This is a genomic window from Nitrincola alkalilacustris, assembly GCF_008973755.1.
GTDB lineage: Bacteria > Pseudomonadota > Gammaproteobacteria > Pseudomonadales > Balneatricaceae > Nitrincola > Nitrincola alkalilacustris.
In genome coordinates this window covers 399,095-416,485 of record NZ_WBOM01000001.1, presented here as the reverse complement: position 1 = coordinate 416,485, position 17,391 = coordinate 399,095, and the positions used below count along the sequence as shown (strand labels likewise).

Genomic DNA, 17,391 nt, shown 5'->3' with positions numbered 1-17,391 from the left:
CAATTCCTTAGCGCCTGAGCTTTCTGGATTGGGCCTGAAGTGACATCAGAATGCCAAAACCTGCCATTAATGTCACGATGGAGGTGCCGCCATAACTGATCATGGGCAGCGGCACCCCCACCACCGGCAAAAGGCCGGTGACCATACCTATATTAACCATCACGTAAACGAAGAACGTCAGAGTGATACTGCCTGCAAGCAGACGTGCAAAGCTATCCTCTGCATTAATGGCAATCATCACCCCTCGAACAATGATCAGAATATACAGCAGCAGTAGTATCAATACTCCATGCATACCCAACTCTTCGCCGATCACGGCGATGATGAAATCTGTGTGCGATTCCGGTAGAAAGTTCAACTGCGACTGAGTTCCCTGCAGCCAGCCCTTACCGGAAATACCACCTGAACCAATCGCGGTTTTGGACTGAATAATGTTCCAGCCTGCCCCCAGCGGATCGCTCTCAGGGTTAAGAAATGTAAGTACTCGCTGTCGCTGATACTCTTTCATCCCCATCCATAACACTGGCAGAGCTGCTGCACCTGCCACACCTGCGAGGAAGATATAGCGCCAGAGAACACCCGACAGCAGAATGATAAAAATACCGGAAGCTGCAATCAGCAGACTGGTGCCAAGATCCGGCTGGCGCATAATCAGCGCAGTGGGTATTGCAATCAGAATAAGGCTGGCCAGTAGATGACGGAAGCTGGGCGGTAAGGTATTGCGTGCCAGATAAGCCGCAACCATCAACGGCAGAGCCAGTTTCATCAATTCCGACGGTTGGAACCGGAACCCCGGCAGTGCCAGCCAGCGCTGCGCTCCCTTAGCCCCTACCCCGAAAAGCATCACCGCCACCAGCAGCAAAACCCCGGCCACGTAGAACCAGGGAGCCAGACTTTTGTAGGCACGAGGTCTGATCTGAGCAAGGACGATCAACACCACAAGCCCAACCAGCATGCGCGTAGCCTGACGCGTGACATATACCATATCCTGCCCGGAGGCGCTGTAGAGAATAAACAATCCATAACAGCACAGCAGAAACAGCAGGACCAACATCCAGAAATCCAGGCGGGTGTAGCTCCACCAACTGGCCGGGCTTTGAAAGTGCACATCCGCACCCGGCATGGTACGTTGAAAGTCTCGATTACTCACCGTTTCGCCCACTCCAGCTGACTCGTGTAATCATCCAGCAGCCAGGCATCCATCACCTCACGCGCGACAGGCGCGGCCGTACTGGATCCTCCCCCGGTGTTTTCAACAATAACCGCCACTGCGATTTTTGGATTCTCCACAGGTGCAAAAGCGATAAACAGGGCATGGTCACGGTGCCGCTCATCAATCGCATCGGCATCATACTCGGCGTCCTGCGCTATCCCGATGACCTGCGCCGTTCCTGTTTTACCCGCCATCTCATACTGCATGCCACGCCCGACTGCCCGTGCCGTCCCTATCGGCCCGTGCACTACGTCGACCATACTCTGGATAAGAGGTGCCCAGAGCTCAGGCATTCTGACATTCACCTCAGGCATTGGAGTCGCATCTTCAGCCAGTACAGGGCGAGCCAGCACTATCCCGTCATCGTTTTCCTGCAACACCCCTTGCAGCAGCGCCGGCTGCACCCAGGTACCACGATTGGCCAACACCACTGCCGCTGTTGCCAGTTGCAAGGGTGTCGCTACCAGATAGCCCTGCCCGATACTCAGGTTCACCGAATCACCGGGATACCAGGGTTCTCCACGTGCGCCTCTTTTCCACTCGCGCGATGGCAACACCCCTCTGATTGCCTCAGGCGTATCCAGCGCCGTGACCTGACCGAAACCGAACATCTCCAGATATTCGGACATATGATCAATACCCATGCGATAGCCAACATCGTAGAACCAGGTATCACTCGACTGCGCCATGGCACTGTTGAGATCGGTCCAGCCATGCCCTGAACGGCGCCAGTTGCGATAGCGTCGGCCACCCGGGGTGATCTCGAAATAGCCAGGATCAAACACTCTGTGCCCCAGAGGTACCGTTCTGGAATCGATTGCGGCCATGGCGATAACCGGCTTGATGGTTGAGCCCGGCGGATAGCCTCCCCGCACGGCACGATTGAACAGTGGCAGATCACGAGAATCACGCAACTCGTTGTAATCTGCAGAGGAGATGCCTGTCACAAAAAGATTGGGATCATAGGCCGGCGTGCTGACCAGTGCCAGAATGCCACCCGTTTCAGGCTCGATAGCGACAATCGCACCTCTTTTTCCTTCGAGCAGGGATTCAGCAAACTGTTGCAGCCTCAGATCCAGACTCAGTACCAGATCCTCGCCTGGAACCGGATCCTCCCGCTCCAGAATGCGCAACACACGCCCGCGGGCATTGGTCTCAACCTTCTGCCAACCCACCCGGCCGTGCAGAACCGATTCATAGAATTTTTCTATTCCCAGTTTGCCGATATAGTTGGAGCCGGCATAGGCTACCGGATCCAGGTGTTCCAGCTCACGCTCATTGATGCGACCGACATATCCCAGTGCATGCACCAGCGAGCTGCCATAGGGGTAATAGCGGATGAGATCCGCCTCGACCTGAACGCCCGGAAAACGATGATAGTTGACGGCAAGACGCGCGATCTCCTCGTCTGTCAGACGAAATCGCAGTGGCACCGTCTCATAGGGCCGTCGTCTTTGCTGCATTCGCTGCCTGAAACGGTCAACATCCCGGTCACTGATCTCTATCAGATCAGCCAAACCCTGCAGCGTCTCTTCCATATTACGGATCTCTTCGCGCAGTAGAGTGACACTGAAGGTTGGCTGATTATCTGCCAGCAACACGCCGTTCCGATCGTAGATCAGCCCCCGTCGCGGAGGTACGGGCTGTAGTTGCACACGGTTACGCTCGGATATTGCCGTATAGCGTTCGTATTCCACCACCTGAAGGTAATAGATACGCACGACCAGAATTACGAAAACTGCACAGACGAGAAATAGAGCCAGAAGCGCCCTGCGACCAAAAGTAGCACGCTCTTCGCTGTAGTCCTTTATCCGTTCAAAGGGGGCCATAGAGTTACATCATTTGTGATAAGGGTGACCCTGAAGCAGGGTCCAGGCACGATAGATCTGCTCAGCCAACAGGATTCTCACCAATGGATGCGGCAGTGTCAGGGCCGACAGAGACCACTTCTGGTCCGCCGCTGCAATACAACGCGGATCCAGTCCATCAGGTCCACCCACCAGCAGACTCACGTTACAGCCATTCATTCGCCAGCCTTCAGCCTGCTCTGACAGCTGCTCGGTCGACCAGTTCCTGCCATCCACAGCCAGAGCGATAACACGATCACCCTTGCCTATCGCAGCCAGCATCGCATCACCTTCGCTACGCATGGCGCGCGCGGGATCCGCCCCTTTTCCACGGTGCCCAAGTGCCAGTTCCACCAGTTCGAGCTGAAAATCAGGCGGCAGACGTTTGGCATACTCGCCATATCCCGCTTCGACCCAGGCGGGCATGCGAGTACCCACTGCAATCAGACGTATACGCACTGTTACCGACTGACCAGCTGTTCTCTTTCATCACTGTCAAAACGCCACAGGCGCTCAAGATCATAGAAGCTGCGCGCATCCGGCATCATGACATGCACCACCAGATCGCCCAGATCGACCAGAACCCAGTCACCCGCATTTTGCCCTTCAGTTCCCATCGGCTGCAGACCAGCCTTCTTGACCTGCTCAATCACTGCCTGTGCAACAGACAGCACATGACGCTTCGATGTTCCACTGGCAATCATCATGTAGTCGGTGACACTGCTTTTGCCGGTCACATCCAGCAGCACAATATCCTTGGCCTTCATATCATCCAGCGCACTTTGTACCAGTTCGATCATTTGATCCGCTTGCATCAAATATTTTGCCTCATTTATAGCCATACAGCTTGTTTTGTTGAATGTATTGCCAGACCCGATCAGGCATGAGATAGCGGGGTGATTGCCCCTGCGCTATCAGCGCTCTGATCTGGGTGGCTGAAATTCCCAGTGGCGTCAGCTCATGAATCAGCACGCCACCACAGGGCCGCAGGCTCAATGCCTCCGGTTTGTCCATGCGGTGCTTTCGCGTCAATTCGTTGATCTGCCCCTCGGGGTGAAAATGATAACCCGGACGCGATACGACAATGATATGACACAGCGACAAAAAAGTATCCCACTGTCGCCAGGTTGGCAGAGTTAAATAGGCATCCACTCCCATCACCATCACCAGGGGGCGCTGTTCGCCCAGCTCCTGACGCAGAGATCTGAGAGTATTCAGGGTATAGGAGGCTTCCTGTGATTCAATCTCGCGCGCGTCAACCGACAGAAAGGATTCATCCTCGACCGCCAGCGCCAGCATCTCATAGCGCTGCCGGGCCGAACAGCCCGGCTCATCACGATGTACAGGGCTGCGTGACGGAATCAGATGAACCTGATCACACGCCAGCCATTGCTGAATTTCCAGCGCCGTGCGCAAGTGACCATTATGAACGGGATCGAAGGTTCCCCCCATGAACACCCAGGGTTGCAAATCACTCATCGCTCAGTTGCGTACATGGCCATCGCCAAACACGACATATTTCTCGGAGGTCAGCCCATGCAGACCCACGGGACCACGCGCATGAATCTTGTCGGTTGAGATCCCTATCTCGGCACCCAGTCCATACTCGAAGCCATCGGCAAAGCGTGTCGAGGCATTGACAATCACAGAGCTGGAATCAACATCGCGCAGGAAAATCCGTGCATCCGTATAGTTTTCGGTGACAATCGCATCCGTATGCTGAGAGCTGTAGTGATTGATGTGATCGATCGCCTGCTTCAGGCTATCCACCAGACGGATTGACAGAATTGGCCCGAGATACTCGGTTGACCAGTCCTCTTCCGTTGCAGGAACAGCAAACGGCAACAGAGCCAGTGTGCGTTCACAACCACGCAGCTCCACACCCAGATTCTTAAGCTGCGCAGCCAGCTCTGGCAGAATATCAGGCGCTCTGTCGGCATGTACCAGCAGGGTTTCCATGGTATTGCAGGTACCATAGCGGTGAGTCTTCGCATTCAGTGCGATATTGATCGCCTTGGTCTTGTCTGCCATCTGGTCAATATAGACATGGCAGATACCATCCAGATGCTTGATCACGGGCACTCGTGCCTCTGATGATATCCGCTCGATCAGACCTTTACCGCCCCGTGGTACGATCACATCAACATACTCAGGCATGGTGATCAACTTGCCAACCGCAGCACGATCCGTTGTTTCCACGACCTGCACAGCAGCTTCAGGCAGGCCTGCCTGCTTCAATCCTGTACGGATACAGGCAGCAATCGCCTGATTGGAGTGCGCTGCCTCCGACCCTCCACGCAGAATCGTGGCATTGCCGGATTTGAGGCACAGACTGGCAGCCTCAACGGTTACATTAGGGCGAGACTCATAAATGATACCGATCACGCCGAGTGGAACGCGCATCTTGCCGACCTGAATCCCGCTGGGACGATAGCTCATGCCGGTGATTTCGCCGATCGGATCGGTCAACGAGGCAACTTGTTGCAGACCTTCAATCATGGCATCAATACGTGCCGGTGTCAGTTCCAGACGATCCAGCATTGCAGCATCCAGACCTTTCTGGCGTCCTGCTTCCAGATCCTTCGCATTGGCAAGAACCAGAGCTTCACGACTGTCATTGAGAGCATCCACCATTGCCAGCAGCGCTCTGTTCTTTACACTGGTATCCGCACTGGCCATCAGGCGTGAAGCTTCACGAGCCTGCTGCCCCAGTTGCACCATATACTGCTCAATATTCATCTCACCGACTACCCGAGTATTGTGACCAAGTGTCATGGCCGAATTTCGTGGCCTATCAAAAGAGCCATTATAGCGCCCCTGAGCCTCCGGGTCATGGGCTGTTTGACTGATGTTTGGTAGATCAGTGGAGTGTGACTTGTGCACTATTGCTGTTATCATCGCGCTTTGACCATTATCTATCTGAATACAGCGGAATTTTGCCTGTCAATGAACCATCAGGACACTCAGGAAACGAACCCCGTCAGGTCCGGGAAGGAAAAGCGCAGGGCTGTCGTCCAGGTCGGCCTGACACTATTGTGTTCAGCACTTCTCAGCGCCTTGATTCTGATGCTGGACAGCCGAACCAGCGCTGAGCGCCATGCCAGCGAGCTGGCCAGCGACATGGCACGGACATCTGCCATACTGGTGCAGCCGCTGTTGCTGAGCAACGATCGTATCAGCCTGAACTATCTGATCAATGAGATCACGGCGCAACAGGTAATCGGTGGTATCCGCCTGACTGATTCCAACCGCACTGTGCTGGCAACTGCTGGTGAACAGCAGGGATCGGCGCACACCATCGAACTCGTCCGCGGGGATGAGCTGCTCGGCGAACTGGTCGTCTGGAGCAACCCAGTTCCGATGAGAGTGATGATGCAGCGCCAGCAATGGCTGATGGCCTTTCTGGCCCTGCTGACCTCGATAGCAGGCCTGATATCCCTGTGGTTCGCTCTCAGGCCAGGAAAATCAACAGGCAAAACACCCTCTGCTGAAACTCAGCCCCGATTTGAGGAGGTGATGCAATCCGTTGCATCCACCGAGGATGAGCGCGACAGCATACCTGTGTTGACCGACACCTTGCATCGTCAACCGGCACAGCCGAAAGCACCCCCAGCCAAATCACCGGAAGTCGATTTGCCAGCAGGTACAGGTTTGTCTGATCAAGAGTCTGATCGCCCCGTCATTCTGAATGAACCTGTTTCCAGACCGCCACTACCAGAACCCACTGCAACCTTGCCTGATAATGGAGACTCATATGGGGCAGGAGCACCGGTTGATGATGATGCAATTCCGGAGCTGAATGTGAACGATATGGATCTCGACGAGCCATTCGACACCAGGCACGGAACAGAGGCCGAAACAGAGCCTCGGATAGAGCAGAAGTCGAACCAGCATGCAGATCCATCCTCTGATGACGACCCACTTTTCACTTCCACACAGGAAATTGAAGAGGAGGAACTGGATAATGAAGCACTGGTATCGCTGCTGAAGCCAGAGCGCACCAGATCAGGCAACATGCCAGCCTTTTCACCCTCTGGCCGCCAGCAGTCCGAAGGGCTGGATGACGACCCGGCGCTGGATATCTTTGAAATTGATGAGGTGATGCCCGAACCGGCAGAACCGCCAGAACCGGCACGCCCCAACCCGTTGATGGACCCGAACGAAGAGCAACTGGATCTGTACCGCTTTGAACAGGATCTGGAACTGCTGCTGTCACCGGAAGAAGCAGGCTATCTGTTCCTGATCGACAGTACCAGCGCACATGCCGAGCATGTTGATGAGGAGGACAGGCAGTATCTGCTTAAAACCTATCGCCTGCTCGCCAACTCGGTTGCCGTGATTTACAGCGGCCGTGTCGAGCCAGTCAACAATGGTGATCTGCAGCTGATTTTTGACAAGCCCGAACAACAGGATGCACATGGAGTGAATGCCATGTGTGCAGCCATGCTCTTCACCCATCTGTACAAGCAATACAATCAGAGTCGTATTCGCCTGTTCAGCCCGGTGCTGAATCTGCACATGGCACTCGTTCGTGGGCATCGGGAGAAGCTTAACCGCTTGCTGGAAGAGGCGCGCTTTCTGACCCGCACCACCCAGACCAACGAACTGATCAGCCATACCGGCCTGACCGAAGCCCCAGATCTGAAGTCCTCACTGCTCGCTGGAGCCAGTATTCGCAGGGAAGATGAAGATAAGGTACTGGTACTGCAGATTGGCAGTTCCTATCAGGAACTGCTGGAGAAGCAGGCACGCCACCTGCTGACCAAACTGAATAACCGCAACAAGCCGACCCAGGGTTCAGGCTGAAACAATCCCTGGGTCAGCTATTGCGGCAACATCTCAGGCCTCGGTGTCGGACACCTCTGCAGTGTCACTCTCAGGCTGCTCCTTACCGGGAATAACCTCCATCGAGTCAACTCGCTGGAAGCCACGCGGCAGTTTATTACCACGGCGCCCTCGCTCACCGACATAGCGCTCAAGATCACCATTTTTCAGTTTCAGATGCTGTCGGCCTGAGTTAACCACCAGCGTATCACCATCATCCAGAACAGCCAGCGCCACCAGCAGCTCTTCACGCGCTGCAGCCCGTGCTGACGGAATATTCAGGATCTTGTTGCCTTTACCCCGGCCGAGTTCAGGCAGTTCAGTGACAGGGAACACCAGCAAGCGCCCCTCATTGGTGACGGCAGCGAGTCGCTGCGAAGAGACATCTCTGACCTTGATCGGCGGTAACACCTGAGAGGCCTTCGGCAGTGTCAGTACGCCCTTGCCATTTTTGGTCTTGCTGCTCATATCAGCAATGCTGGTAATAAAACCGTATCCGGCATCAGAGGCCAGCAGCACTTTCTCCTTCTCGGTGCCACAGATCATGCCATCTATCGTTGCATCCTTGGGCAGGCTCAACTTGCCGGTCACAGGCTCACCCTGACCTCTGGCCGATGGCAGTGTGTGGGTATCCAGCGTATAGCTGCGCCCCGTGGTATCAATCAGAATTGTCGGTTGATTCATCCGCCCGGCACAGGCGAGCTTGAAGGCATCCCCCGACTTGTAACTCAGCCCGGCTGCATCGATATCATGCCCCCGCGCGGCACGAATCCAGCCCTGTTTGGAGATCACCACCGTTACAGGGTCGGACGACAGCAGATCCTTCTCACTGAACGCCTGAGCATCCACGGTACTTTCAATAATCGGAGAGCGGCGGGCATCACCATACTCTTCAGCCGCAGCCTGTATCTCTTCGCGCATCAACTGACGCATCAGTTCATCCGATCCGAGCGTTTCCTCCAGGCGCTTGCGCTCTTCATCCAGCTCATTCTGCTCGGTGCGGATATTGAACTCTTCGAGCTTGGCCAGATGACGCAGTTTCAGATCCAGAATCGCATCAGCCTGAATATCCGTAATACCGAAGCGCTCCATCATCACCTGTTTCGGATGATCTTCATGACGGATAATCGCGATCACTTCATCGATATTCAGATAAGCGATCATCAAACCTTCAAGGATATGCAGACGATCTATCACCTTCTGCAGACGATGTTGCAAACGGCGCCGCACCACCTGGGTACGCCAGCTCAGCCACTCGACCAGTATCTGGCGCAGATCCTTGACCTGGGGACGACCATCAATACCGATCATATTCAGGTTGACGCGATAACTGCGCTCAAGATCGGTAGACGCAAACAGATGAGCCATCAGCTGCTCAACATCGATACGATTGGAGCGCGGGATGATCACCAGACGGGTAGGGTTTTCATGATCCGATTCATCACGCAGATCACTGACCATCGGCAGTTTTTTCTGCAGCATCTGCTGCGCTATCTGTTCCAGTATCTTGGCACCCGATACCTGATACGGCAGCGCGGTAATAACGATATCGCCCTGCTCTTTCACATAAACCGCTCGCATCCGCACCGATCCACGCCCGGTCGTATAGAGCTTGCGCAACTCTTCACGCGGCGTGATGATCTCGGCATCTGTCGGCATATCCGGGCCAGGCACAAACTCACACAGCGCATCCAGATCAGCATGCGGGTTATCCAAAAGATGGATACAGGCGCTCGCCACTTCGCGCAGGTTATGTGGCGGTATATCAGTCGCCATGCCCACCGCGATCCCGGTGCCACCATTGAGCAGCACATTGGGCAGGCGCGCCGGCAGCACTTCCGGCTCATCCATCGTGCCATCAAAATTGGGCACCCAACTGACCGTGCCCTGACCCAACTCCTTCAGCAGGACTTCAGCATAGGGCGCCAGACGTGACTCCGTGTAACGCATCGCCGCGAATGACTTGGGATCGTCCGGTGAGCCCCAGTTACCCTGTCCATCGACCAGTGGATAGCGGTAGCTGAAGGGCTGCGCCATCAGCACCATCGCCTCATAACAGGCGGAATCGCCATGCGGATGGAACTTACCCAACACATCACCGACGGTACGCGCCGATTTCTTGTACTTGGCCGTGGCCTTGAGCCCCAGTTCCGACATCGCATAGACGATGCGTCGCTGCACCGGCTTCAGCCCATCACCGATATGCGGCAGAGCGCGATCCAGAATGACATACATGGAGTAATCGAGATAAGCCTTCTCAGTGAAGGTTCTCAATGGCAGGCTCTCTGTTTCACCGCTAAAGGTTGTTTCTATACTCATTCACAGATCCACTTCAGTCAGTTGCGCAAGACAAGACTCCATCGCCGGAGCCATGATCGAGCAGAAGTATGCCAGCTCTGAGCAACTCCTGCATCTATTGATGAATGATCATGAAACGACTGATGTACCGATTTTTGCCAGCATTGAGCGTACGATCACACCATGAGCAGGGGCGACCGGCAGCATATAGAACCGCCCGAACGCATTATGGGTTTTCACCGAAGTTATGATACTCAGACGCTGGCAGTCTCCGTCTGCTGCCTGCAGTGTCACAGCGACCAGCACACTGAGGTGGCGATCTTTGGCCAGCAGATGGAGCGAGCTGTCATAGCAATGAACGACCTCAAAGAAGTCGAGCTGCTCCCCTGGCTCTGGAGGCGACAGCCGATGAGTGCCGGTAAAGCCCGAGATAGGCTTAACACCGCCCAGGCGTGACAGGCGATCTCTGATGGCAAATGCCAACCTTAGCAGGCGCGGGCTGTTTTCGGTCATTCGACAATAGGCCTGAAAGGCTGTCATGCCCTGTGGCACTATCGCATGGGCGTGGTGAAAGAAATTCAGTTGTTCCGGTGGAGCAATCAACGGCTCACCATTTGCATGCTGATAAGCATCCATACTATTCACTCCCGCTTACTACCTGAATCAGGAATTAGACTGCCAGCCATTTGTTTTGGTTAGCGTATCCCAGACGCCCTTAATGCATCAATCGGAATAAAGCCACATATAGATAAACGCGGCTGCCAAAAAGATACCACCAAAAAAATAGAAGCTCCTGGATATGAAGCGGTCAATCGGCCTGATATACGGGATAACAACCTCAGTACAGAACAAACCATATGAGTGTTTAGTAATCCCGGCATCCCGCTCAGTCTTTATCATTTTTTCGATTGACTTACGTGAGGCTGCAAAAAGATTCAAATATCCAATAATGTTTAGCCAGTGTAATGAAGGGGGCTCTATTCCATCACGCCTCATTGCTCGACTAATGCGTAAAACAGAGTGAAAAAAAAACGCCAGCTGAAAGGTAAAGCCCGGAATGCCCGTAATTGCAGCTGTCGTAATGATTAGATCTTCAGATACATAGGCGCGCACTAAATCGGAAAACTCTGCAAACATATCACTCATAACCAAAATTCAACCAGCTAATGTATTTCAAATAGTTGTATGGCTAAAACAACTATCAAACTCCGTCATATATTCTGCCGCCAATTATTTCGCCAACTGATCCACCAGCCTTAGCTGCATAATACCCTGCACCCGCTGCAACCAACACGATACAGCCAATGAGTGCCCAGCTTACAGGGCCTCCAAGAGCTACCAATGCGACAACTTTTGCCTTACCACCGAAAGCAGCAAATGTCATCGCACCTGCTCCACCACCGCCTAATGCACTTCCACCAAACCCGGCAATTTGCTTTACGCTTTCACGATGCCAGTTTCCATCAGCATTGCTCACGCCTCTTACCTTGCCAGCTCTGATTGAAGCGTCAGCGGCTAGGGACAAGGGCGTAGCGACTCTTGACATAAACTGCGAGAATTTTTTCAGCCTGTGGGCTTGGAACAGGTCGGCAACGAAAATGCGTGTGTCGGCGTGAAGGCGGCCACGGCTGCGACTAGCCAGAGTGATACCACGGTGAGCATTATTGATGGCACTGCCACGGTTTTTAGTGCGCATGATAACAGGCGAAAGCTGAGTCATTGCGCTTCTGTGTTCGCTGATCAATACATCATAGGCTTGAATGGCATTGCGACGTGCGATGGAGTTCCTGGCTCCCGCACCGGGTGTGCCTGCAGCCGCAGGGTTTTGAATAGCGATGAGGGCATTTTCATAGCGTACCAAAGCTTTGTGAAATCTAGAAATATTTTCAAATTTAGCCCGGAACGCCGGACCAGATCCACCTATCAGACTAAGAACTCCAGAGAGCTCCTCCTCAGTCAGGTATTTCTCCCAGAACTCAGCCTCTCTGTGTAACTCCTCACCTTCAGCGGCCGCTGCGTCCATAAGCCAGCTACGCTCATGAATAGCCTGTTGATTAAGAGTACGTATAATCGATGGGGCATAGGTTTCAGACAAGTCCAGTGTGAAGGCCTGTCCTTGGTAAACACGACCATCTGGGCCTATTCCATTAACACGGGAAAACTCCGCAATAAGCTCAGCGTCGGCGTGAATCAAGTCAGAAACGTGGCAAGAGTGGGAGTTGAAATAGACGGTTGTCATCGCTATGTCCTTATAGTAAATCATCCTTTAGGGCAGTCCGCCCCCCGTTTTGCGCGAAAGATTACTCTCTTTTGTTGCCGGGATCAATCGCGACCACCAGCTTTCCAGATACACTGCAGTGCCTGGACTGATGAGTAAAGCAGTACCCTGATGCAGCCAGCTATGATAGCCTTGAGTCCGTCAGAAGATGATCGGAATTCAATATGTTATCGGTAAATCGCAGCCTTGTTATCCCTGTCACGGCCCTGCTGCTTCTGCTCGCCGGCTGCAGCACCAAACAACCACGCAACCCGGACAGCATCTGTTCCATCTTCGATGAAAACCCCGGTTGGCACCGCGATGCCCTGGATATGAATGAACGCTGGGGAACACCCATTCCAGTGGCCATGGCCATCATGTATCAGGAATCCACCTTCCGTCACAACGCCCGGCCGCCGATGCAATATTTCCTCGGCGTGATTCCGACAGGGCGTGCCAGTTCTGCCTATGGCTACAGCCAGGCCCTGACCAGCACCTGGAATGACTACGCCCGCGAGACCGGCCGCCGCTTTGCCTCACGCAGCAACTTCTCCGATGCCATAGACTTCATTGGCTGGTATACCGACAAGTCGCACAAGATCAATGGCATCTCCAAATGGGATGCCAGAGCCCAGTATCTGGCATATCATGAAGGCTGGGGTGGTTACCGCAATCGCAGCTACCAGCAAAAGAACTGGCTGATGAATGTCGCGGATCGTGTGGATCAGCGAGCTGGACGCTTCACCACTCAGTACAACAGCTGTAAGGACAACCTCAGCCGGCGTCGCTGGCTCTGGTAATCAATGTGCATCTTTGATCAGGAGAGTGATCATGCCCGTGGAGAACAACCGCCTGTTACTGGAACTTGAAAAGTTCCGAAGAGATATCAACCGCAGCGTCATCAATCCGGAGATACCCGAGCTCACACTCCAGGATCTGAAACCTGTGTTGACAATGATCGCCCACACCCGTGCCGACTATCTGAGGGAGCTGCTCGATATTGCCCGGCTGTCACCCGACTCAGGCCCATCGCCCGATCAAGTCAAGCATCTGAAATCCTGCCGTGAGACCTATGAGGAGCTGGTGGCAGCGATGAATGCTCTGGAAACCGCGATACAACGCGATTATCTGGACGTACGATCAGAAAAGGGATGAACAGAGATCAACCTTACATGAGACTGACCCTTCTGCTGACCCTGCTGTTGTCAGGTGCCGGGCTGATGGAAGCAAGTGCCGGCACCCCAGACATCGTACCTGATAGATGGCTGGCACAGGAGCAGCATGATCACCCTCTGATCGGCGACATCTGGTCACTGTCAACAGGCAGCATCAGTGCAGTAGAGTTGTTCAACAGCCTGCCCCGGGGAGGCTGGTTGCTGCTGGGCGAGCAGCATGACCATCCGGACCATCATCAGATTCAAGTCACACTCCTGCAGTCACTTTCGCAGCAGGGTCGCCTGGGGGCCGTGGCCTTCGAAATGTTGAATACAGAACAGCAGCCCTTGCTCGATCAATGGCTGGGACGAGGTGATGAGGTCACACCTGAAGACCTTGACTGGAATCCCGGATGGCCCTGGGAGCGCTACGAACTACAGGTCAGAACAGCACTGAATCTGGCTGAAAGAGTCATCGCAGCGGATCTGCCACGCGCGCAGCAAAGCCAGGCCTATGTAGAGGGCGCTCCGGCAGGTGAGTTGGACACAGCACACAGCGAGTTCATGAAGGAACTGCTGTTCACCAGTCACTGCGGCAAGCTGCCACGCGAACATCTCGGTCAGATGCTGCAGGTGCAACTGGCGCGCGATCAGCAGATGACCGATGCGCTGGCGCAGCATGTTTATCCACAGCGAACAGGCGTTCTGATCACCGGCGCCGTTCATGCCTGGCAGTCGACGGGCGTTCCTCGCTGGATTGAGCCGGAGCTACCGCATCTGAGTCTGTTGCTGAGCAGCCTAAATAACACAACCGATGCATCGGCTTATCTGCCGGAGAGTCTTGGTCTTGATGTGTCCGAACGCGAGTTTCTGCTTTTCACCGCGGCCCTGCCAGAACAGGACCACTGTGCTGGAATCAACCCATGATTTCGATCTGATCTCCATTTATCCGCACCGGCCAGCAGGCCACACTGACACCAGTATCCTCCAGGCAGACACCATCAGCCAACCTGAAATGCTGCTTGTAGAGTGGTGAAGCGACGGTTAATTCGCCGTTGATATCACAGATTAACCCATGCGCCAGTACTTCGGCACCGGAAAAGGGGTCACGATGTGCCAGCGCAAACAGCCCCGGTTCCAGCTCCGGCAGCCAGAAGAGCGCGACGGGTTGCTGCCCCAGCAGTACCGCCACGCCGGAACCTGCGACCAGATCATCCACCGAGCAGACCGGCTGCCACTTTACTTCATTCAACATTGCCGCGTTCATGCGACCTCCTCCTCTTGGATTTCTCTGGCCGGAATCAGTTGTCCACGCTCCTCGATCATCTGGATACGGGCACTGCGCGGCTGATCGGCATTAACATAACTGCGGAAGCGTTTGCGCTTGTTTGGATCCTGCACTGCGGTTTTCCATTCGCACTGGTAGGTGTCGATCACATGCTGCATGCGTGACTCCAGTTCAGCGCCCAGACCCAGGCTGTCATCAATCACCACTTCACGCAGGTATTCCAGACCACCTTTCAAACCCTCCATCCAGACGGAAGTGCGCTGCAGACGGTCTGCGGTATAGACATAGAACATCAGGACACGGTCGATATAACGGATCAGCGTGGCATCATCCAGATCGGTCGCAAACAGGTCGGCATGACGAGGTTTCATACCGCCGTTGCCGCAGACATAGAGGTTCCAGCCATTTTCGGTCGCAATCACACCGATATCCTTGCTCTGTGCCTCGGCACATTCGCGGGTACAGCCGGATGCCGCCATCTTGACCTTGTGCGGGGAACGTAAACCCTTATAGCGATCTTCCAGCAGGATCGCCATGCTGACACTGTCCTGTACGCCATAGCGACACCAGGTGCTACCGACACAGGACTTAACGGTTCTGAGTGATTTGCCGTAAGCATGCCCGGTCTCGAAACCGGCTGCGATCAGCTCCTCCCAGATCAGCGGCAGCTCATCCAGCGTGGCACCAAACAGGTCGATACGCTGACCACCGGTGATTTTGGTGTAGAGGTTGTATTTTTTGCCCACCTCACCGATCACGATCAGCATATCCGGTGTAATTTCCCCACCCGGAATACGCGGGACCACTGAGTAGGTGCCGTTCTTCTGCATGTTTGCCATAAAGGTGTCATTGGTATCCTGCAGCCCGACATGCGCCGGCTCATGTACGTGCTCGTTCCAGCAACTGGCAAAGATCGATGCTGCAGTCGGTTTACAGATTTCACAGCCATGGCCCTTGCCATGTTTGCTGATCAGCTCGCCGAAGCTGCGGATCCCTTCCACCTTGATCAGATGAAACAGCTCCTGACGGGTATAGGGGAAGTGTTCGCAGATAGAGCGATCCACCTGTACACCACGTTTCTCCTGCTCATTTTCAAACAGGTTTTTCAGCATCGCGCTGCAGCCACCACAACCGGTCGCGGCCTTGGTGCAGCATTTGATATCCGACAGCGTCACGGCGCCATCATTCATCGCTTCGCAGATATCACCCTTGGTGACATTATGGCAGGAGCAGATGGTCGCCTCGTAGGGCAGCGCACCCGCTCCCAGTGCAACGGGGGCACCGCTGGAGGTAGGTAAAATAAGTGATTCAGGGTTCGCCGGCAGCTCTAAGCCGTTCAGGGCATACTGCAGCAACGTATCGTAATAGCTGTTATCCCCAACCAGGATGGCGCCGAGCAGATGCTTGCCATCGGCAGACACCACCAGTCGGCGGTATACGCCTTCCACTTCATTGATGTAGCGATAATTCAATGTGCCCGGTGTCGCACCATGCGCATCGCCGATCGAGCCGACATCCACCCCGAGCAGTTTCAGCTTGGTCGACATATCGGCACCGGTGAAGCTCACGGAAGAGCTGCCGGCAATACTTGCCACAGCGGCACGCGCCATGCTGTAACCGGGCGCGACAAGCCCGTAGTGACCACCGTTCCAGATGGCGCACTCGCCGATAGCGAAAATGTCAGGATCACTGGTGCGGCAGTGGTTATCGATCAGGATACCGCCACGCTCGCCCAGTATCAGCCCGCTGCTGCGCGCCAGCGCATCCTGAGGTCGGATGCCGGCAGAAAAGACGATCAGATCCGTTTCCAGATAGTCATCTCCGGCAAAACACATGCGCAGGCGGTACTCTTCGCCGACATCAATGCTGCGGGTGCCTTTCTCGGTGTGCACCTGCACCCCCAGCGCTTCGATCTTCTGCCGCAGCAGAGCACCACCCTGATCATCCAGCTGCACCGGCATCAGGCGCGGCGCAAACTCCACCACATGCGCCTCCAGCCCCAGCTTCTTCAGCGCATTGGCGGCTTCAAGTCCGAGCAGACCGCCGCCGACCACAACACCGCGCCGGGCACCGGCAGCGCTGGCTTGAATCGCATCCAGATCATCCAGTGTGCGGTACACCAGACAATGCTCGCGATCACGCCCTTCGATCGGCGGTACAAAAGGGTAGGAGCCGGTCGCCAGCACCAGGGTATCGTAGGGATAGCGCCCCTGAGCGGTGATCACCTGCCGTGCCTCGCGGTCGATCTCGATCACCTGTTCACCCAGATGCAGCGTCACGCGCTCCTGCAGGTAGAACTGCTCATCACCCAGTCGCAACTGCGCAGGATCCTGGGTATCAAAGTACTCCGACAGATGAACCCGATCATAGGCAGGGTGTGGCTCTTCGCCCAGCACCCGCACCTGATAATCTGCTGCGGCGGGCGATGCCAGCCACTGCTCGACAAAATGGTGTCCAACCATTCCGTTACCCACGACGACCAGTTGTTTGCTCATGTTACTTACCTCTTT

Annotated in this window: 16 protein-coding genes; 4 read left to right on the top strand and 12 right to left on the bottom strand. The window is 54.8% G+C overall.

The features are described from left to right. Positions 1-7: 7 nt before the first annotated feature. The 6 genes from rodA to F7R27_RS01860 are packed head-to-tail and all read right to left on the bottom strand — an operon-like array spanning position 8 to position 5,799. Positions 8-1,150, bottom strand: a complete 1,143-nt coding sequence (rodA, locus tag F7R27_RS01885; protein WP_151702516.1) for a rod shape-determining protein RodA — start codon at positions 1,148-1,150, stop codon at positions 8-10. Continuing rightward, entirely contained in the window at positions 1,147-3,042 is a 1,896-nt protein-coding gene (gene mrdA / locus F7R27_RS01880; RefSeq protein WP_151702515.1) for a penicillin-binding protein 2, read from the bottom strand. The genes rodA and mrdA overlap by 4 nt, the downstream gene beginning before the upstream one ends. A gap of 9 nt (positions 3,043-3,051) precedes the next feature. After that, entirely contained in the window at positions 3,052-3,519 is a 468-nt protein-coding gene (rlmH, locus tag F7R27_RS01875) for a 23S rRNA (pseudouridine(1915)-N(3))-methyltransferase RlmH (RefSeq protein ID WP_151702514.1), read from the bottom strand. A 2-nt stretch (positions 3,520-3,521) separates the two neighbouring features. Further along, complete coding sequence (gene rsfS, locus F7R27_RS01870; RefSeq protein ID WP_151702513.1) at positions 3,522-3,875, bottom strand: ribosome silencing factor; 354 nt, start codon at positions 3,873-3,875, stop codon at positions 3,522-3,524. 13 nt (positions 3,876-3,888) lie between these two features. Then, complete coding sequence (gene nadD, locus F7R27_RS01865) at positions 3,889-4,539, bottom strand: nicotinate-nucleotide adenylyltransferase (RefSeq protein WP_240776171.1); 651 nt, start codon at positions 4,537-4,539, stop codon at positions 3,889-3,891. Between the two features lie 3 nt (positions 4,540-4,542). Next, a complete protein-coding gene (locus F7R27_RS01860) occupies positions 4,543-5,799 on the bottom strand; it encodes a glutamate-5-semialdehyde dehydrogenase (RefSeq protein WP_151702719.1) in 1,257 nt (418 codons plus the stop codon). Positions 5,800-6,006: 207 nt separating this feature from the next. Here F7R27_RS01860 and F7R27_RS01855 point away from each other — a divergent pair, with 207 nt between their 5' ends. Beyond that, positions 6,007-7,866 (top strand): hypothetical protein, encoded by a 1,860-nt coding sequence (locus F7R27_RS01855; RefSeq protein ID WP_151702512.1) that lies wholly within the window; start codon positions 6,007-6,009, stop codon positions 7,864-7,866. A gap of 33 nt (positions 7,867-7,899) precedes the next feature. Here the strand turns inward: F7R27_RS01855 and parC are convergent, their stop codons facing one another. The 4 genes from parC to F7R27_RS01835 all read right to left on the bottom strand — a co-directional run bounded on the left by parC (position 7,900) and on the right by F7R27_RS01835 (position 12,421). Further along, on the bottom strand, positions 7,900-10,203 hold the full coding sequence (gene parC, locus F7R27_RS01850; RefSeq protein ID WP_151702511.1) for a DNA topoisomerase IV subunit A: 2,304 nt from the start codon (positions 10,201-10,203) through the stop codon (positions 7,900-7,902). A gap of 108 nt (positions 10,204-10,311) precedes the next feature. Further along, positions 10,312-10,818 (bottom strand): DUF2867 domain-containing protein, encoded by a 507-nt coding sequence (locus F7R27_RS01845; protein ID WP_151702510.1) that lies wholly within the window; start codon positions 10,816-10,818, stop codon positions 10,312-10,314. 87 nt (positions 10,819-10,905) lie between these two features. Then, positions 10,906-11,328 (bottom strand): hypothetical protein, encoded by a 423-nt coding sequence (locus F7R27_RS01840; RefSeq protein ID WP_151702509.1) that lies wholly within the window; start codon positions 11,326-11,328, stop codon positions 10,906-10,908. A gap of 55 nt (positions 11,329-11,383) precedes the next feature. Further along, positions 11,384-12,421 carry a hypothetical protein gene (locus F7R27_RS01835; protein ID WP_151702508.1) on the bottom strand — a complete coding sequence of 346 codons (1,038 nt, stop codon included), beginning with the start codon at positions 12,419-12,421 and terminating at the stop codon, positions 11,384-11,386. Positions 12,422-12,624: 203 nt separating this feature from the next. On the opposite strand from F7R27_RS01835, the gene F7R27_RS01830 reads away from it, so the two are divergent. Genes F7R27_RS01830 through F7R27_RS01820 form a run of 3 tightly spaced genes read left to right on the top strand, consistent with a single transcriptional unit; the run spans position 12,625 to position 14,520 of the window. After that, complete coding sequence (locus F7R27_RS01830; RefSeq protein WP_151702507.1) at positions 12,625-13,239, top strand: transglycosylase SLT domain-containing protein; 615 nt, start codon at positions 12,625-12,627, stop codon at positions 13,237-13,239. A gap of 31 nt (positions 13,240-13,270) precedes the next feature. Continuing rightward, on the top strand, positions 13,271-13,594 hold the full coding sequence (locus tag F7R27_RS01825) for a plant Invertase/pectin methylesterase inhibitor family protein (RefSeq protein WP_151702506.1): 324 nt from the start codon (positions 13,271-13,273) through the stop codon (positions 13,592-13,594). A 17-nt stretch (positions 13,595-13,611) separates the two neighbouring features. After that, on the top strand, positions 13,612-14,520 hold the full coding sequence (locus tag F7R27_RS01820; protein WP_168927398.1) for a ChaN family lipoprotein: 909 nt from the start codon (positions 13,612-13,614) through the stop codon (positions 14,518-14,520). Here the strand turns inward: F7R27_RS01820 and nirD are convergent. Further along, positions 14,510-14,860, bottom strand: a complete 351-nt coding sequence (gene nirD, locus F7R27_RS01815) for a nitrite reductase small subunit NirD (RefSeq protein ID WP_151702504.1) — start codon at positions 14,858-14,860, stop codon at positions 14,510-14,512. The two genes, F7R27_RS01820 and nirD, sit on opposite strands and share 11 nt — an antisense overlap. After that, on the bottom strand, positions 14,857-17,376 hold the full coding sequence (gene nirB, locus F7R27_RS01810) for a nitrite reductase large subunit NirB (RefSeq protein ID WP_151702503.1): 2,520 nt from the start codon (positions 17,374-17,376) through the stop codon (positions 14,857-14,859). The genes nirD and nirB overlap by 4 nt, the downstream gene beginning before the upstream one ends. Positions 17,377-17,391 lie beyond the last annotated feature (15 nt).